Source organism: Catellatospora sichuanensis, from assembly GCF_007483665.1.
In the GTDB taxonomy this organism is placed as follows: Bacteria; Actinomycetota; Actinomycetes; order Mycobacteriales; family Micromonosporaceae; genus Catellatospora; species Catellatospora sichuanensis.
Genome location: NZ_VIQO01000013.1, coordinates 158,391 through 172,894, shown reverse-complemented (window position 1 = coordinate 172,894; position 14,504 = coordinate 158,391). Strand labels below are relative to the sequence as shown.

14 protein-coding genes and 1 riboswitch are annotated in these 14,504 nt (G+C 70.7%); of the genes, 9 read left to right on the top strand and 5 right to left on the bottom strand.

Annotation, left to right across the window (positions count from 1 at the left end; genetic code table 11):
* Window positions 1–28 precede the first annotated feature (28 nt).
* Window positions 29–1,519 (top strand): menaquinone biosynthesis decarboxylase, encoded by a 1,491-nt coding sequence (locus FLL47_RS25770; RefSeq protein ID WP_144123149.1) that lies wholly within the window; start codon window positions 29–31, stop codon window positions 1,517–1,519.
* Entirely contained in the window at window positions 1,516–2,445 is a 930-nt protein-coding gene (gene mqnP, locus FLL47_RS25765) for a menaquinone biosynthesis prenyltransferase MqnP (protein ID WP_144123148.1), read from the top strand. The genes FLL47_RS25770 and mqnP overlap by 4 nt, the downstream gene beginning before the upstream one ends.
* A 130-nt stretch (window positions 2,446–2,575) precedes the next feature.
* Here the strand turns inward: mqnP and FLL47_RS25760 are convergent, their stop codons facing one another.
* Window positions 2,576–3,217, bottom strand: coding sequence for a UbiX family flavin prenyltransferase (locus FLL47_RS25760; protein ID WP_144123147.1), 642 nt, complete (start codon window positions 3,215–3,217; stop codon window positions 2,576–2,578).
* Window positions 3,218–3,275: 58 nt separating this feature from the next.
* Here FLL47_RS25760 and FLL47_RS25755 point away from each other — a divergent pair, with 58 nt between their 5' ends.
* Window positions 3,276–3,737 (top strand): SRPBCC family protein, encoded by a 462-nt coding sequence (locus FLL47_RS25755; protein WP_144123146.1) that lies wholly within the window; start codon window positions 3,276–3,278, stop codon window positions 3,735–3,737.
* Window positions 3,738–3,856: 119 nt separating this feature from the next.
* Here FLL47_RS25755 and FLL47_RS25750 read toward each other — a convergent pair whose 3' ends face one another.
* A complete protein-coding gene (locus tag FLL47_RS25750) occupies window positions 3,857–5,173 on the bottom strand; it encodes a hypothetical protein (protein WP_144123145.1) in 1,317 nt (438 codons plus the stop codon).
* A 204-nt stretch (window positions 5,174–5,377) separates the two neighbouring features.
* Window positions 5,378–5,653 (bottom strand): BldC family transcriptional regulator, encoded by a 276-nt coding sequence (locus tag FLL47_RS45020; protein WP_342780353.1) that lies wholly within the window; start codon window positions 5,651–5,653, stop codon window positions 5,378–5,380.
* 224 nt (window positions 5,654–5,877) lie between these two features.
* On the opposite strand from FLL47_RS45020, the gene FLL47_RS25740 reads away from it, so the two are divergent.
* Together FLL47_RS25740 and cds1 are read left to right on the top strand one after the other, a co-directional pair.
* Window positions 5,878–6,327, top strand: coding sequence for an Lrp/AsnC family transcriptional regulator (locus FLL47_RS25740; protein WP_144123144.1), 450 nt, complete (start codon window positions 5,878–5,880; stop codon window positions 6,325–6,327).
* 30 nt (window positions 6,328–6,357) lie between these two features.
* Window positions 6,358–7,449, top strand: coding sequence for an L-cysteine desulfhydrase Cds1 (gene cds1 / locus FLL47_RS25735; RefSeq protein WP_144123143.1), 1,092 nt, complete (start codon window positions 6,358–6,360; stop codon window positions 7,447–7,449).
* A 217-nt stretch (window positions 7,450–7,666) separates the two neighbouring features.
* Here the strand turns inward: cds1 and FLL47_RS25730 are convergent, their stop codons facing one another.
* The gene (locus FLL47_RS25730; protein ID WP_425457761.1) at window positions 7,667–9,580 is read right to left on the bottom strand and encodes a DEAD/DEAH box helicase; all 1,914 of its coding nucleotides are present in this window, start codon (window positions 9,578–9,580) and stop codon (window positions 7,667–7,669) included.
* Window positions 9,581–9,787: 207 nt separating this feature from the next.
* Window positions 9,788–11,191: a C40 family peptidase gene (locus FLL47_RS25725; RefSeq protein ID WP_144123142.1), complete on the bottom strand. Its 1,404-nt coding sequence runs from the start codon at window positions 11,189–11,191 to the stop codon at window positions 9,788–9,790.
* A 149-nt stretch (window positions 11,192–11,340) separates the two neighbouring features.
* On the opposite strand from FLL47_RS25725, the gene mqnE reads away from it, so the two are divergent.
* The 4 genes from mqnE to FLL47_RS25705 all read left to right on the top strand — a co-directional run bounded on the left by mqnE (window position 11,341) and on the right by FLL47_RS25705 (window position 14,497).
* Complete coding sequence (gene mqnE / locus FLL47_RS25720; RefSeq protein WP_144123141.1) at window positions 11,341–12,510, top strand: aminofutalosine synthase MqnE; 1,170 nt, start codon at window positions 11,341–11,343, stop codon at window positions 12,508–12,510.
* 2 nt (window positions 12,511–12,512) lie between these two features.
* The gene (locus FLL47_RS25715; RefSeq protein ID WP_144123140.1) at window positions 12,513–12,944 is read left to right on the top strand and encodes a hypothetical protein; all 432 of its coding nucleotides are present in this window, start codon (window positions 12,513–12,515) and stop codon (window positions 12,942–12,944) included.
* Window positions 12,945–13,001: 57 nt separating this feature from the next.
* The gene (locus FLL47_RS25710) at window positions 13,002–13,304 is read left to right on the top strand and encodes a DUF4229 domain-containing protein (protein ID WP_144123139.1); all 303 of its coding nucleotides are present in this window, start codon (window positions 13,002–13,004) and stop codon (window positions 13,302–13,304) included.
* A 39-nt stretch (window positions 13,305–13,343) separates the two neighbouring features.
* Window positions 13,344–13,479: riboswitch (cobalamin riboswitch) on the top strand.
* Window positions 13,480–13,582: 103 nt separating this feature from the next.
* Complete coding sequence (locus FLL47_RS25705) at window positions 13,583–14,497, top strand: ABC transporter substrate-binding protein (protein WP_144123390.1); 915 nt, start codon at window positions 13,583–13,585, stop codon at window positions 14,495–14,497.
* Window positions 14,498–14,504 lie beyond the last annotated feature (7 nt).

The window sequence follows — 14,504 nt, the reverse complement described above, 5'->3', positions numbered from 1 at the left end:
GTGACGGGGCAGATGCGAGGATGCCAGCATGGCGGCACCGCGTTTCCCGTTCGACGACCTGCAGGGCTTCCTCGGCGCGCTGGAGCGGGCCGGTGAGCTGCATCGGGTCACCACCCCCGTCGATCCGACGCTGGAGATCAGCGAGATCGTCACCCGTACCGTGCGGGCCAAGGGTCCGGCGCTGCTGTTCGAGAAGCCGACCCGTGGCATGATGCCGCTCGCGATCAACATCTTCGGCAGCGACCGCCGTATGGCGATGGCGCTGGGTGTGCAGGACTTCGACGAGATCGGGGCCCGGATCGGCGAGCTGGCCAAGCCGGAGCTGCCGCAGGGTTTCAGCGGCATGATGGACGGTCTCGGCAAGATCATGCAGCTGAAGTCGCTGCCGCCGAAGAAGGTCAGGAGCGCGCCCTGCCAGGAGGTCGTGCTCAAGGGCGACGAGGTCGACCTCAACATGCTGCCCGGCCTCGTCATGTGGCCCGGCGACGGCGGCATCTACCACAACTACGGGTTGACCCATACCAAGCACCCGGAAACCGGGAAGCGCAATCTGGGCCTCTACCGGCTGCAGCAGCACTCGCACAACACCGTCGGCATGCACTGGCAGATCCACAAGGACTCGACCGCGCACCACGCCGTCGCGGAGCGCCGCGGCGAGCGGCTGCCGGTCGCGATCGCGTTCGGCGCGGACCCGGTGGTGTCGTATTCGGCCAGCGCACCGCTGCCCGGTGACATCGACGAGTACCTGTTCGCCGGGTTCCTGCGCGGGGAGCGGGTCGAGCTGGTCGACTGCCTGACCGTGCCGCTGCAGGTGCCCGCGAGCGCGAACGTGATCCTGGAGGGCTGGGTCGAGCCGGGCGAGCGGCTGCCCGAGGGGCCGTTCGGCGACCACACCGGCTTCTACACGCCGGTCGAGCCGTTCCCGGTGCTGCACGTCGAGTGCATGACGATGCGCCGCGACCCGATCTACCACTCGATCATCACCAGCAAGCCGCCGCAGGAGGACGGGCCGATCGGCCTCGCCACCGAGCGCATCTTCCTGCCGCTGATCAAGATCCTGGTCCCGGACATCGTGGACTACCACATGCCCGAGGCCGGAGTTTTCCACAACTGCCTGGTCGTCGCGATCAACAAGCGTTATCCGAAGCACGCGCAGAAGGTGATGAGCGCGGTCTGGGGTGCGCACCTGCTCAGCCTCACCAAGCTGATCGTGGTGGTGGACGACGACTGCGACCCGCGGGACCTTTCGGAGGTCGCTTTCCGCGCCTTCGGCAACGTCGACTACGCGCATGACCTGGTGCTGACCCAGGGGCCGGTCGATCACCTGGACCACGCGTCGTACCAGCAGTTCTGGGGCGGCAAGGCCGGTGTCGACGCCACCCGCAAGTTGCCCACCGAGGGCTACACGCGCGGCTGGCCGGAGGAGATGCGGATGGCCCCCGAGATCGTCGCGAAGGTCGACAAGCGGTGGAAGGAGTACGGGTTCCCGGAGAGCTCGCGGAAGGGGTGGGGCAAGTGAGCACCGCGTCCTCGCAGGACTCGCACGAGGCCGTGCCGGCCGGCGGTGCGCCGCTGGCGGAGACGGGCCGGGTGCGCTCGTTCCTGAAGCTGGTGGCGATCGAGCACTCGGTGTTCGCGCTGCCGTTCGCGTACCTGTCGGCGCTGGTCGCGATGGATCGCACGCTCGGCCGCGTGGACTGGCTCACGCTGCTGCTGATCACGATCGCGATGGTGGGGGCGCGCACCTTCGCCATGGCCGCGAACCGGATCATCGACCGGCACATCGACGCCCGCAACCCGCGTACCGCCCAGCGTGAGCTGGTCACCGGGGCGGTGAGCGTGCGCACGGCCTGGCTCGGCGCGGCCGTGGCACTGATCGTGTTCATGGGCGCGGCGCTCGCGCTCAACCCGCTGTGCGCGCTGCTGGCGCCGCTGGCCGTGGTGCCGCTGGTGCTGTACCCGTACGGCAAGCGCTTCACCGACTGGCCGCACGCGATCCTCGCGCTGGCCCAGGCGGTCGGCCCGATCGGGGCCTGGCTCGCGGTCACCGGCACCTTCGCCGGGTCCGGCCCGGCCTGGCTGCTCGGCCTCGCGGTCGGGCTGTGGATCGGCGGCTTCGACCTGATCTACGCCTGCCAGGACGCGGACGTCGACCGGCAGATCGGCGTGCGCAGCGTGCCCGCGCGCTACGGCGTACGCAACGCGCTGCTGATCTCCACGCTCACCCATGTGGTGACGTTCGTGCTGTTCGTGGTGTTCGGGGTGTGGGTCGGCCTGGGCTGGCCCTGGTGGATCGGCCTGGCGCTGACCGCGGCCGCATTCGGCTACCAGCACGTCATCGTGACCCCGACCGACCTGTCCAAGGTCAACCGCGCCTTCTTCACCGCCAACGGCTTCGTCGGCATCGCCCTCTTCATCTTCGCCGTCCTCGCCCTCCTGGTCTGACCTCGGCCCCCACCTGCCGCAACTCTTAAAGAGTCGCGGCTTCGGGGTGCACGGGAAGGCGTGACTCTCTGAGAGTTGCGACAGGGGGTTCGCCGGAGGCGGGGTGTTGGCGCCGCGGGGCGGGGCCGGGTCAGCGGTGGCCGAGGTGGCCGGTCCAGCGGGTGAGGAGGGTGTGGGGGATGGTGGCGGCGTCGAGGATTTTGCCGGCTACGAAGTCGACGAGCTGTTGGGCCTGGGCGTTTGCGCCGCTGCCGTAGAAGCCGGGGCTGGCGGGCAGTACCACCGCGCCGGAGTCGATCAGCTCGACCAGGTGCAACAGGTGGCTGCGGGTCACCGGGGTCTCCCGCGGCACGATCACGACCGGGCGGCGCTCCTTGAGGTTCACCTCGGCCGCCCGCTGCAGCAGGTCCTTGGACAGGCCCAGCGCGATGCCGGCACACGCCGCCGTCGAGGCCGGGACGACGATCATGCCCTTGGCCCGGTACGAGCCGCTGCTCGGTCCCGCCGCGAGGTCACCGGCGGGCCAGTAGCGCAGGTCGGCGTCGTCGAGTGAGGCGCCGAGCCAGGTGGCGAGGTCCTCGCGCCAGTGCGCGTCCCGGAACGCGTGCCCGGTCTCGTCGAGGATGGTCAGCCGCGCCGCGCGGGACACGACGAGGTCGACCGCCTCGCCCGCCGCGCACAGCGCCCGCAGCACCGCCGCCGCGTACGGTGTCCCGGAAGCCCCCGACACCCCGAGGATCCAGGGTGTACGCGGCGAATCGTCGGCAGGCACAGCGTTGACACTAGCCGGGCTGATTGACCGACTGGACGCGGCTGCCTAGCCTCAGCGCATGCCAGCCCAGCCAGCCAGTGTCCGGATCGCGGTCGAGATCGTGGTGGACCGCCCCGTCGCCCAGGTGTTCGCCTACCTGTCCGACCTGCGGCACGACCCGCAGTGGTGGGGAGGCATCCACTCGTCCCGCCGGATCAGCGGCGACGGCGGGGTCGGCACGCTGTACGAGTTGGACGCGACGCTGCTGCGAGTGCGTCACCAGACCCGGATCGAAGTGACGGCGCAGGAGCCCCCGCGCCAACAGACGATCATGGTGCGCAGCGGACCGCTGCCCTACACCGCGCACTACGAGTGGTCAGCGCTCACGCCCCAGCGCACCCGCTTCGCCCTGGTCGCCGAGATCGTCGCAGCCCGCCCCTGGGCCTGGTTCGGCCCCCTGCTCAGCCCCCTGCTCTCCCTCCTCGCCCGCCGCTACTTCCGCCGCGTCCCCGCCATCATCGAAGCCGCCACCCCCGGCTGACCCCGCCCCCGCCCTCGCCCATGATCGCGACGATCTTGCGCGAACTGTTGCCCATTTGGCCGCTTTATGCGTGTCGTCCCCACAGTTCACGCAAGATCGTCCCCTTGGGGTGGGGGCGGTTAGATGGCGTATTCGCCTAGGGGGTCGGTGTGGGCGTGGGAGTACATGCGTTCGTGGAAGCGGACGAAGCGGTCGATGAGGGTGGTGGCGCGGCGGTCGTCGAGGCGGGTGTCGAGGGCGGAGAGGCCGGCTGCGAGGCGGGCGCTGTGCAGGGCGTAGAGGCCGGAGTGGTAGGCGAGGCTGTCGGCCAGGGCGGTGAGGGCACCGGTGGCGTCCACGGCGCGGCGGGCGTGCCAGAGTGCGACGTTGGCCTCGCCGGTGACGATGTCCTTCTGCAGCCGGTTGAAGGCGGTGTCCGGGTCGACGGCGAGCAGGTCGAGGGCCCCCTCGGCGGTGTCCCGGCCGTCGGCGTCGCAGGCCCGGACGATGCGGTTGATCAGCGCGTGCTGCTGCACCGGGGGCATGCGCAGCAGCCGGGTGCCCAGGTCGTTCTGCAGCCGCACCAGTAGGGCGGCGTCGGACAGCAGGTCGCTGAGCGTGCCGTCGGCGAGCACCGCCCGCTGCCCGGGCACCGGCGCCAGCACGTCGTTCAGCACGCAGACGAAGTAGCCCAGCGTCGGCAGCACGAGGATGCTCTGCCCGCCGAGCGCGGCCAGGTCGAGCCGGGACAGGTGCTCGGCGCGCAGGGTGCGCTCGACGGCGCGGTAGCGGTCGGCGAGGCCCTGGCGCACCAGGGACGCGGTGGGCGCGCCGTCGATGCCGTCCACCAGGTCGCGGCAGCTCTCCACGTTGGCGACGAGCGCGGCCCACAGGCCGTACTCGACGTCCTGCAGCAGCGGCGCGTCGGCGCCGACGTGCCGCGCGTAGTCTTCGGCCATACCGGCGCGTTTGCCCTTGACGAGGCTCTGCTCGAAGCCGGAGGCGTGCCGGGCGGCGTCGCGGGCCGGTCCGGACAGCAGCAGCATGGCGGGGGTGTTCCGGCCGGGGGCCAGCGCCTGCAGCATGGCCCGGTTGAGCGCCCCGATCAGTTCGAGCCGGCGGGTCTGGGCGTCGTCGAGCACGGGGTGGCCCAGGCCGATGGCCAGGTCGTCGGAGACGACCTCGAACACCTGGTACGCGTTCATCAGACCGGCGTGCCGCAGCATGACGGGCCAGTCGTCCTCCTCGACCAGGCCGCTGAGCATCCTGGTGTTCATGGTGACGAGCTGGATGACACCGGTGCTCTGGAGGTATTCGTGCCGCCGGGGGTTGTCCGCCGAGTACGCCCACGCGGTGAAGTCGCGGTAGGGGCCGGCCGGCATGTGCCGCCGGATGGTCTCGGTCAGCGCCGAGCACGTCGCGGCCAGCAGCTGGGCGGCGCGCCGGTTGGTTGGCATGCGGCGACTCGATCCTCGGGTCCGGCACGGGCCACACGGTTCGGTGGCCCGTTCAAGGAACGTGGTGAGTCCCTGGCCGCGGACTGAGGCGAGCGTCGGGACGTGCCGTGTTCCTGGCGCCGGGTCAGCGCCGCTGATGAGGGTACGACCATAACGACCGCCGTGTCGTACCGCTCGGTAGAGGTCCTGGTTGGACCGTTGCGGTCAGTATCCGCCCGGCCGGCTGCCCGCCGCCCGCGGTGTCGCGCCTTGGCCGGGGCCGGGTTGCGCCGTGGGGCTGCCCGGAGGGTTGTCCTCGTCGAACTCGCCCTCGCCCTCGAGCAGTGCCCGCACCTCCGACTCGCGGAACCGGCGGTGGCCGCCCGGCGTGCGAATGCTGCCGATGCGTCCGGCCGCTGCCCACCTGGTCACCGTCTTTGGGTCGACCCGGAACAGCGCGGCCACCTCGCCAGGTGTCAACAGGCGATCTCCTGTGTCCACGCCCACCTCCTTGCGTCGACGGAGTTGGTTCGGGCGCACCCGGTAGCCGCCTCCGCTGGGACGTACGCCCAATTAGAGCACCATCACTAGCTGATGTCCCTAAAATGGTCGTATGCACCTTTTGGGGGGTTCGCATCCATATGTTGCGAACCTCATTCGTATATTGCCCGAAGATGCGCCCCTCCGTGCCCATTCTGGAAGAAACTGCCTCTAAGGTGCTCTGTGTGGACGCGATCGACCGCAACCTGCTTGACCTGCTGCGCAACAACGCCCGCCTGTCGTACGCGGAGCTCGCGCGGCAGGTCGGCCTTTCCGCGCCGGCGGTGCACGACCGGGTCGGCAAACTCGAGTCGTCGGGCGTGATCCGCGGCTACCACGCGGACGTGGAGCCCAGCTCCATCGACCTCGGCGTCACGGCGCTCATCGGCATCGTCGCCGACCCGGCCGTCGACATGGAGGACGTCTCCGCGGCGCTGCAGGGGCTGTCCGAGATCGAGTCCTGCTACTTCATGGCGGGCGAGGAGTCATACCTGGTCAAGGCCAGGGTCGGCACCATCGCGGAGCTGGAGCAGCTCATCGTGCAGCTCTCGCGCACCCGAGGGATCGCCCGCACCCGCACCGCCATCGCGCTGTCCACCACCTTCGAGGGCCGCCCGAGGCCGCTGCTCAGCTGAAACTCATTCGCGAAATGCTACGGTCCGGACATGGAACAGCTGGACAGGTGTTGTGACGACGACCGGGCCTGGGTGACGGAGGCGATCGGGAAGGTCGCGGCGGACGCCAACCGCAGCGCCGACACCCACCTGCTGCCGTTCCCGCTGCCGCCGTCCTGGGGCGTCGACCTCTACCTCAAGGACGAGTCGGTGCACCCCACCGGCTCGCTCAAGCACCGGCTGGCGCGCTCGCTGTTCCTCTACGCGCTGTGCAACGGCTGGATCCGGGCCGGCACGACGGTCGTCGAGGCGTCGTCGGGCTCGACCGCGGTCTCGGAGGCATATTTCGCGCGCATGCTGGGGCTGCCGTTCATCGCGGTCATGCCCGCCTCCACCAGCAAGGAGAAGATCGAGCTGATCGAGTTCCAGGGCGGCGAGTGCCACCTGGTGAACGATCCGGCGCAGGTCGTCGTCGAGGCGCGGTGGCTGGCCGAGGACCGCCGCGGCCACTTCATGGACCAGTTCACGTACGCCGAGCGGGCGACCGACTGGCGCGGCAACAACAACATCGCCGAGTCGATCTTCCAGCAGATGGAGTTGGAGCGGCACCCGGTGCCGTCCTGGATCGTGATGGGCGCGGGCACCGGCGGCACCTCGGCCACCATCGGCCGGTACGTCCGCTACCAGCGGCACTGCACGAAGATTCTGGTGGTCGATCCGGAGAACTCCGCCTTCTACCCGTCCTACGAGTCAGGCGATCCGACGCTGACGACCGGCAAGGGCTCCCGGATCGAGGGCATCGGCCGGCAGCGGGTGGAGGCGTCCTTCCAGCCCCACGTCGTCGACCGGATGGTGCGGGTGCCCGACGCGGGTTCGCTGGCCGCGATGCGGGTCGCCTCCGAGGTGCTGGGCCGCCGGGTGGGCGGCTCCACCGGCACCAACCTGTGGGGCGCGTTCGGTCTGATCGCCGGGATGCTGTCGCGAGGTGAGACCGGCTCGGTGATCACGCTGCTGTGCGACGGCGGCGAGCGCTATGCGCACACCTACTACGACGACGGCTGGCTGGCCGCGCAGGGTCTCGACCTGGCGGACCCGCTGACCACCGTCCGCCACTTCCTGGCCACCGGCGCCTGGCAGGACTGAGCCGCCGGACCGCCCGGAACGGGACTGGCCGTCCTGCCGGATCGGAGCTGCGGCGCGGCGCGATCCGCGAAGTGGTTCGTGGTACGCGGTGCCCGTTTCGGGACGCTCAAGCGTCCCGAAACGAGCGACGCCCGCAGTGACATGTCTGGGCGTGGACGGCAAAAGGTCCCGCCCGCCGCAGCAGCGGCGAATGCGGGACCTTTCGGTGAAACAGGGATCAGTTGGCGGCGCGGCGGTCGCCGTAGGGGCGGTCGCTGCGGGCCGGGCGGTCGCCCTGGGGGCGGTCACCACGGAAGGGCCGGTCGCCGTTGAACGAGCGCTCGCCCTGCGGGCGGTCGCTGCGGAACGGCCGGTCGCCCTGGGGACGCTCGGTGCGGAACGGGCGGTCACCCTGCGGGCGGTCACCCTGCGGCCGGTCGCCGTTGAACGAGCGCTCGCCCTGCGGGCGGTCGCTGCGGAACGGCCGGTCGCCCTGCGGGCGCTCGGTGCGGAACGGGCGGTCACCCTGCGGGCGGTCGCCCCGGAAGGGCCGGTCGCCCTGGGGACGCTCGCTGCGGAACGGGCGGTCGCCGTTGAACGAACGCTCGCCGCCGGACGGGCGGTCGCTGCGGAACGGCCGGTCGCCGTACTGGCGCGGGGCGCGGTCGCCGTAGCCACCCCGGTCGCCGTAGCCGCCTCGGCCCGAGTCGCGGCGCCCGCCGCGCTGGAACCGCGGCTCCGGCTCCTCCACCACGGGCTGGCCCGACGGCTCCACGGCGCCGGTCAGCTCGACCAGCTTCGGGTCGTCGACGCGCAGCCGGTGCTCGGCGGGCTTGGCCACGCCGGCCTTCTCCATCATCGAGATGGTGGAGCGGCGCTGCTTGGGCAGCACGAGGGTGGCCACCGCGCCGGACTCGCCGGCCCGCGCGGTGCGGCCCGCCCGGTGCAGGTAGTCCTTGGGGTCCTTCGGCGGGTCGATGTGCACGACGAGCGAGACGCCGTCGACGTGGATGCCGCGGGCGGCGACGTCGGTCGCGACGAGGACGCTCATCCGGCCCTCCTTGAACTGCGCCAGGGTCCGCGTACGGACGCTCTGGGTCTTGCCGCCGTGCAGGCCACCGGCCCGCACACCGACCTCGCGCAGCTGGTCCACCAGGCGGTCCACGCCCATCTGGGTGCGCGCGAACATGATCGTCCGACCCGGACGGTTCGCGATCGCCGCGGTGACCTTGAACTTCTCCTGCGGCGGGATCAGCAGCATCATGTGGTCCATGGTGGACACCGAAGCCTCGGCCGGGTTGGTCGAGTGCGTCACCGGGTTGTTCAGGAACCGCTTGACCAGCGTGTCCACGTCACCGTCGAGGGTGGCGGAGAACAGCAGGCGCTGCCCGCCGGCCGGGGTCTTGGCCATCAGCTCGGTGACGTCGGGCAGGAAGCCCATGTCGGCCATCTGGTCGGCCTCGTCCAGGACGGTGACCTCGATGTCGTCCAGCGCGCAGGCGCCGCGCTGGATCAGGTCGCCGAGGCGGCCCGGGGTGGCGATCATCAGGTCGAGACCGCGCTGCAGGCCCAGGATCTGCCGGTCGTACGGCACGCCGCCGACGGCGGTGCCGGTGTAGAGGTCCATCGCCTTGGCCAGCGGGCGCAGCGCGTCCGCGACCTGCATGGCCAGCTCGCGCGTGGGCACCAGGATCAGGGCCTTGGGGTGGTGCGGGCGGGCCGGCTTGCCCTCGGCGATGCGCGCCAGCAGCGGCAGTCCGAAAGCGAGGGTCTTGCCGGAGCCGGTCTGGCCGCGGCCGAGCACGTCGCGTCCGGCGAGTGCGTCCGGCAGGGTGGCGGCCTGGATCTCGAAGGGCTGGGTGATGCCGGCGCGGGTGAGCTCGCGCACCAGGGCGCGCGGCACACCGAGCTCGGCGAAGCTCGGGACGTGCTCGGTGGTGTCCTCGGCGGCGGTGTCCGCGGCCTCCACGACGGCTGCGGGGGCAGTCGCCTTCGTGACGTGCGTGACGGCCGGGGCCTCCACGACGTCGGGGGTGGCGGTCGCCGCTGCGGCGTCCGTCTCGGCGGCGGCCTTCGCGGCCGCGGCCTTGCCTTCGACATCGATGTTGATCTCGAAGACGGACGGGAACAGGGCAGGGTCGTGCTGAGTCAAAGCGAAACCTCTCGGGTGGCGCATCCCCGCGCCGCGCGGCCTCGTGCCGCTGCAAGTCACCCGCAGGAACGCTCAAGGGCGCGCTGAGCGCGCCCAGAACAAAGAACAACCCGTTGAGTGTACCGGTCTTCGCCGCCACCGCCCCGCGATTAACACGGCGGTGTAGTGGGGGTCACCCCGCGGCCTGTTTCGGCGGGGTGACCCGGGTCACCCCGCGGGTGCCGGAGTGGGGCTCGGCGACGGCGACGGGCTGGCCTTCGGGCTCTCGGCTGCGGGCGCCTCCGGGGACGGCGACTCGGCCGGCCTTGGCGAAGGCGACGAGCTGGCCGGAGGGGCACTCGGGGAGCTGCTGCTCGACGGCGAGGTGCTGGCCGTCGGGCGCGGCGAGGTCGTCCTCGTGGGCGAGGGGCTCGTGGTCTGCGTCGGGTTGGGCTGGTTCGGGGCCGGCAGCGCGTCCACCACGCGGGTCGCGAAGTCGATGCTGCTCAGGCTGACCGTCGCGGGGCGCACCACATCGCCGGTGCGCGGCGCGTGGACCATCTTGCCGTCGCCGAGATACATGCCGACGTGGTGGATGGTGCGCCAGTCGCTCGGGTCGGTGGCGAAGAACACCAGATCGCCGGGGAGCAGGGCGTACTTGCTCACGGTCTTGTGGCGGGTGCCGTAGTACTGGTCCTTGGCGACCCGGTTGAGGGTGATCCCGACCGACTTGTACGACGCCAGCATCAGGCCGGAGCAGTCGTAGGTGTTCGGCCCCTCATCGCCCCAACGGTAGGGCTTGTTGCGCTGGCTGAGTGCGAACAGGACGGCCCGCTGTGCCTTGGCTGCCGCGACCAGGCCGGCGTTGCTCTTGCCGGGGCTGTAGCCGGAGCCGAGGTTCTGTTCCTGGACTTCGCGCAGCCGGTCCGCTTCGGACTGAAGCTCGGCGAGCCGCCGCTTCAGCTCCAGGAACGCGATCTCCTTGCGCTTGAACTCCTTCTCCACGGCCGAATACGCCGTGGACGCCTGCTGCTCGGCGTTGATGGCCGCGGTGAGCACCGTGTAGGACTGCCGCTCCGCCTGCTGCGCGGTGGCGAGGTCGTTGAGCACGGCCTCGGTCTCCGGCGTCGACTCGGTGCGCGGGATCAGCTGCCCCAGCTCGCCGAGCGAGTCGCCCAGCCGCGGCGGCGCCTTCACCGCGGCCTGGTATTCGGCCACGGCGGCGGCCTCGGCGGCCTCCTTGGCCGTGCGCAGGGTGTCGGCGGTGGCGCGCCACGCGTAGTCGGCCATGGCCTTGGCCACGACCGCGTTGGTGTACGCCTGGTAGAGCTCGCTGCGGCGGGCGCCGAGCACGGACAGCTCCAGCTCGGCGGCGCTGTACTGCGCCAGCAGCGCGGCCTGTGCCGTCAGCGGCTGGGTGCGCGGCTGGCTGAGCGAGCCGAACGGAAGGCTCGGCATGCCGTCGGGCTGGGGGCGCAGGCCGGCGTCCGGGATTGCGGTGATCTTCGAGCCGACGGGCGGGTCCGCGGATGCGGGCACGGCGATGCCACCGGCGATGAGCGCGCTGAGGACGGCCGAGCCCACCGCAACCTGGCTCTGCCGTCGAGCTTGCCCGCTTCGACGCTTGGACATCAGTGGCCCCGCCCTCCCCGTTGGTCCCACAGAGTTCCTACCGGAAATCAGGTGCGATGTCGACCCTTCTGTCCCAGTGGCGTCTAGCTGAACAACCGCTGTCAAGGGCAGCAACAGGCACTCTGGCGGCACGTCGTAGGCTCACTGCCATGGACGTGGGTTTGAAGCGGGAGCTGGAGCAGAAGGTCTATGCCGGGGAGCGGCTCAGCCGCGAGGACGGCGAGGCGCTCTACGCGAGTGACGATCTGGCCTGGCTGGGGCGGCTCGCGCACCACGTGAGGACGGAGAAGAACGGCAACCGGGTGATGTTCAACGTCAACCGGCACCTGAACCTGACGAACGTGTGCTCGGCCAGCTGTGCGTACTGCTCGTTCCAGCGCAAGCCGGGTGAGAAGGACGCCTACACCATGCGGGTGGAGCAGGCGGTCGCCAAGGCGCTGGAGATGAAGGACGAGCAGCTCACCGAGCTGCACATCGTCAACGGACTGCACCCGACGCTGCCGTGGCGCTACTACCCGCGCGTGCTCAAGGAACTCAAGCAGGCGCTGCCGAACGTCAAGCTGAAGGCGTTCACCGCGACCGAGGTGCAGTGGTTCGAGAAGATCTCCGGCCTGACCGCCGACGCGATCCTCGACGAGCTGATGGAGGCCGGCCTGGAGTCGCTGACCGGCGGTGGCGCCGAGATCTTCGACTGGGAGGTCCGCCAGCACATCGTCGACCACGCCTGCCACTGGGAGGACTGGTCGCGCATCCACCGCCTCGCGCACAGCAAGGGCCTGCGCACCCCCTCGACGATGCTCTACGGCCACATCGAGGAGCCGCGGCACCGCGTCGACCACGTGCTGCGCCTGCGTGAGCTGCAGGACGAGACCGGCGGCTTCACCGTGTTCATCCCGCTGCGCTACCAGCACGACTTCCACGACAGCGCGGACGGCAAGATCCGCAACCGGATCCAGGCGCAGACCACGATGGCCTCGCCGGCCGAGTCGCTCAAGACGTTCGCGGTGTCCCGGCTGATGCTGGACAACTTCGACCACATCAAGTGCTTCTGGGTCATGCACGGCCTGTCCCTGGCGCAGCTGTCGCTGAACTTCGGCGTCGACGACCTGGACGGCTCGGTCGTCGAGTACAAGATCACGCACGACGCCGACTCGTACGGCACGCCGAACACCATGCACCGCGACGACCTGCTCCACCTGATCTGGGACGCCGGGTTCACCCCGGTCGAGCGGGACACCCGCTACCAGGTCGTCAAGGAGTACGGCGCGCCGGTCAGCATGGCCGAGCGGCGCAGCGAGCCGCAGCAGGTCTGGGCCTGACGGTGGCCGACCCGCAGAGCCCGGCCGAGGAGCGCAAGGGTCCGCGGCGTGACGCGTCCGGGCGCATCGTCTCGCTCACCGACCTGGTCGCGTACGCGCTGGCCGGGTACGTCATCAGCGTGCTCGGCATGGTCGCCTTCGACGGCCTGTTCGCGCTGCTGGGCATGGGCGAGTTCGGCGACCTCACCGGCTGGCTCGCGGTGATCTTCCCGGCGATCATCTTCGTGGAGCAGTTCAAGGCGGCGGCGGGCCACCGCGGGCGGCTCGCCGTGGCCCCGGCCGCCGCCCTGCTCGCGGTGGTGCTGGGCGTGCTCGCCGTGGGCGTGGCGTCCGGTTTCCCGCCGCTGGTGTCCGGCGGGCTGGGCGCGCTGGTGACCACCGTGGTGTACGCGGTGCTCTGGCACCTCGGCCTGGTGGTCGCCGAGCGGGGCTGAGCCCAGACCGTGCGGGGCTGACCGTGGCCGGGCCCGTCCGGCGGCTACCCTGGACCGGTGAGTCCTGCTGTCAAGTACACGCTCGCCAGGCTTGTTCTGTTCCTGGCCGTCTTCGCCGCGCTCTGGTTCGTCCCGGACCTGAGCCTGCTGCTGAAGCTGATGATCGCCATTCTGGTCTCGGCCGCAGCCAGCTGGTTCCTGCTGAAGAACCTCAGGGACGACGTGACCGCCCAGGTCGAGAGCGCGGTCGACCGCCGCAAGGCGGAGAAGGACCGGCTGCGCGCCGCCCTGGCCGGGGAGACCGTGCCCACCGAAGACGTGCCCGCCGACGTCGAAGAGGTCCACAAGACCCAGGCGTGATGAGCCTGCGCACATCCTCCACTCCGCGTCGTGAGCATCGGCACGGGTGTGTATTACCGTGTCGCCTGACTGTCCCGCAGCGAAGCCGGTGCGAACCCGGCGCTGTCCCGCAACTGTGATCCCACCCGTGCTCGGGTGGGCGAGCCAGGTCGCCTGCGGCAGTCGCGAACCACGCTCTCGAGGAAGGGCGTCTCGCGGACCGGGCTGCCCCACCTGATCGGGCCCTGTCGGCGAAGGACCTGCCTCGACCGATAGGAGGATCAGTGCGTACCCGTTTCCTGTCCCGCCGCGCGCTCGCCGCGCTCGCCGCCGGCGGCCTCGTGGCCGCGCTCGCGGCCTGCGCGACGAACGACCCCGCCGCACCCGCGCCCTCGAGCGCCGCCGTGTACCCGGTGACGGTCGGCTCGGTGACGCTGCCCGCCCAGCCGGTGAAGATCGTGTCGCTGTCGCCGACGCTGACCGAGATGCTCTACGCCATCGGCGCCGGTGGCCAGGTGAGTGCCGTCGACGACAACTCGAACTTCCCGGCGAACGCGCCGAAGACGGAGCTGTCCGGCTTCCAGCCCAACGCCGAGGCCGTCGCGGCCAAGAGCCCCGACCTGGTCGTGCTCGACACCGACGCCAACAACGTGGTGGCCCAGCTGACCACCCTGAAGATCCCGGTGTACGTGGCCCCGGCCGCGGTCACCCTGGACGACACCTACCGGCAGCTCACCGAGCTCGGCACGCTGACCGGGCACACGGCCGAGGCCACCGCGCTCACCGGGCGGCTGAAGGACGACATCGCCAAGCTGGTCAAGGACCTGCCGAAGCGGGCCACGCCGCTGTCCTACTACTACGAGCTGGACCCGACGCTGTACTCGGTGACCTCGAAGACCTTCATCGGCTCGCTTTTCGAGCTGGCCGGCCTGAAGAACGTGGCCGACGCCGCCGACACCAAGGGCAGCGGATACCCGCAGCTCAGCGCCGAGTCACTGATCAAGTCGAACCCTGACCTGATCTTCCTGGCCGACACCAAGTGCTGCAAGCAGAGCCTGGACACCGTGAAGACGCGGGCCGGCTGGGCCGGCCTGACCGCCGTCAGCAAGGGCCAGGTCGTGGCGCTGGACGACGACATCGCCTCGCGCTGGGGCCCGCGCGTCGTCGACCTGGTCCGCGCGATCGTCGACGCGGTCAACAAGGTCCCGGCCTGACACCGGC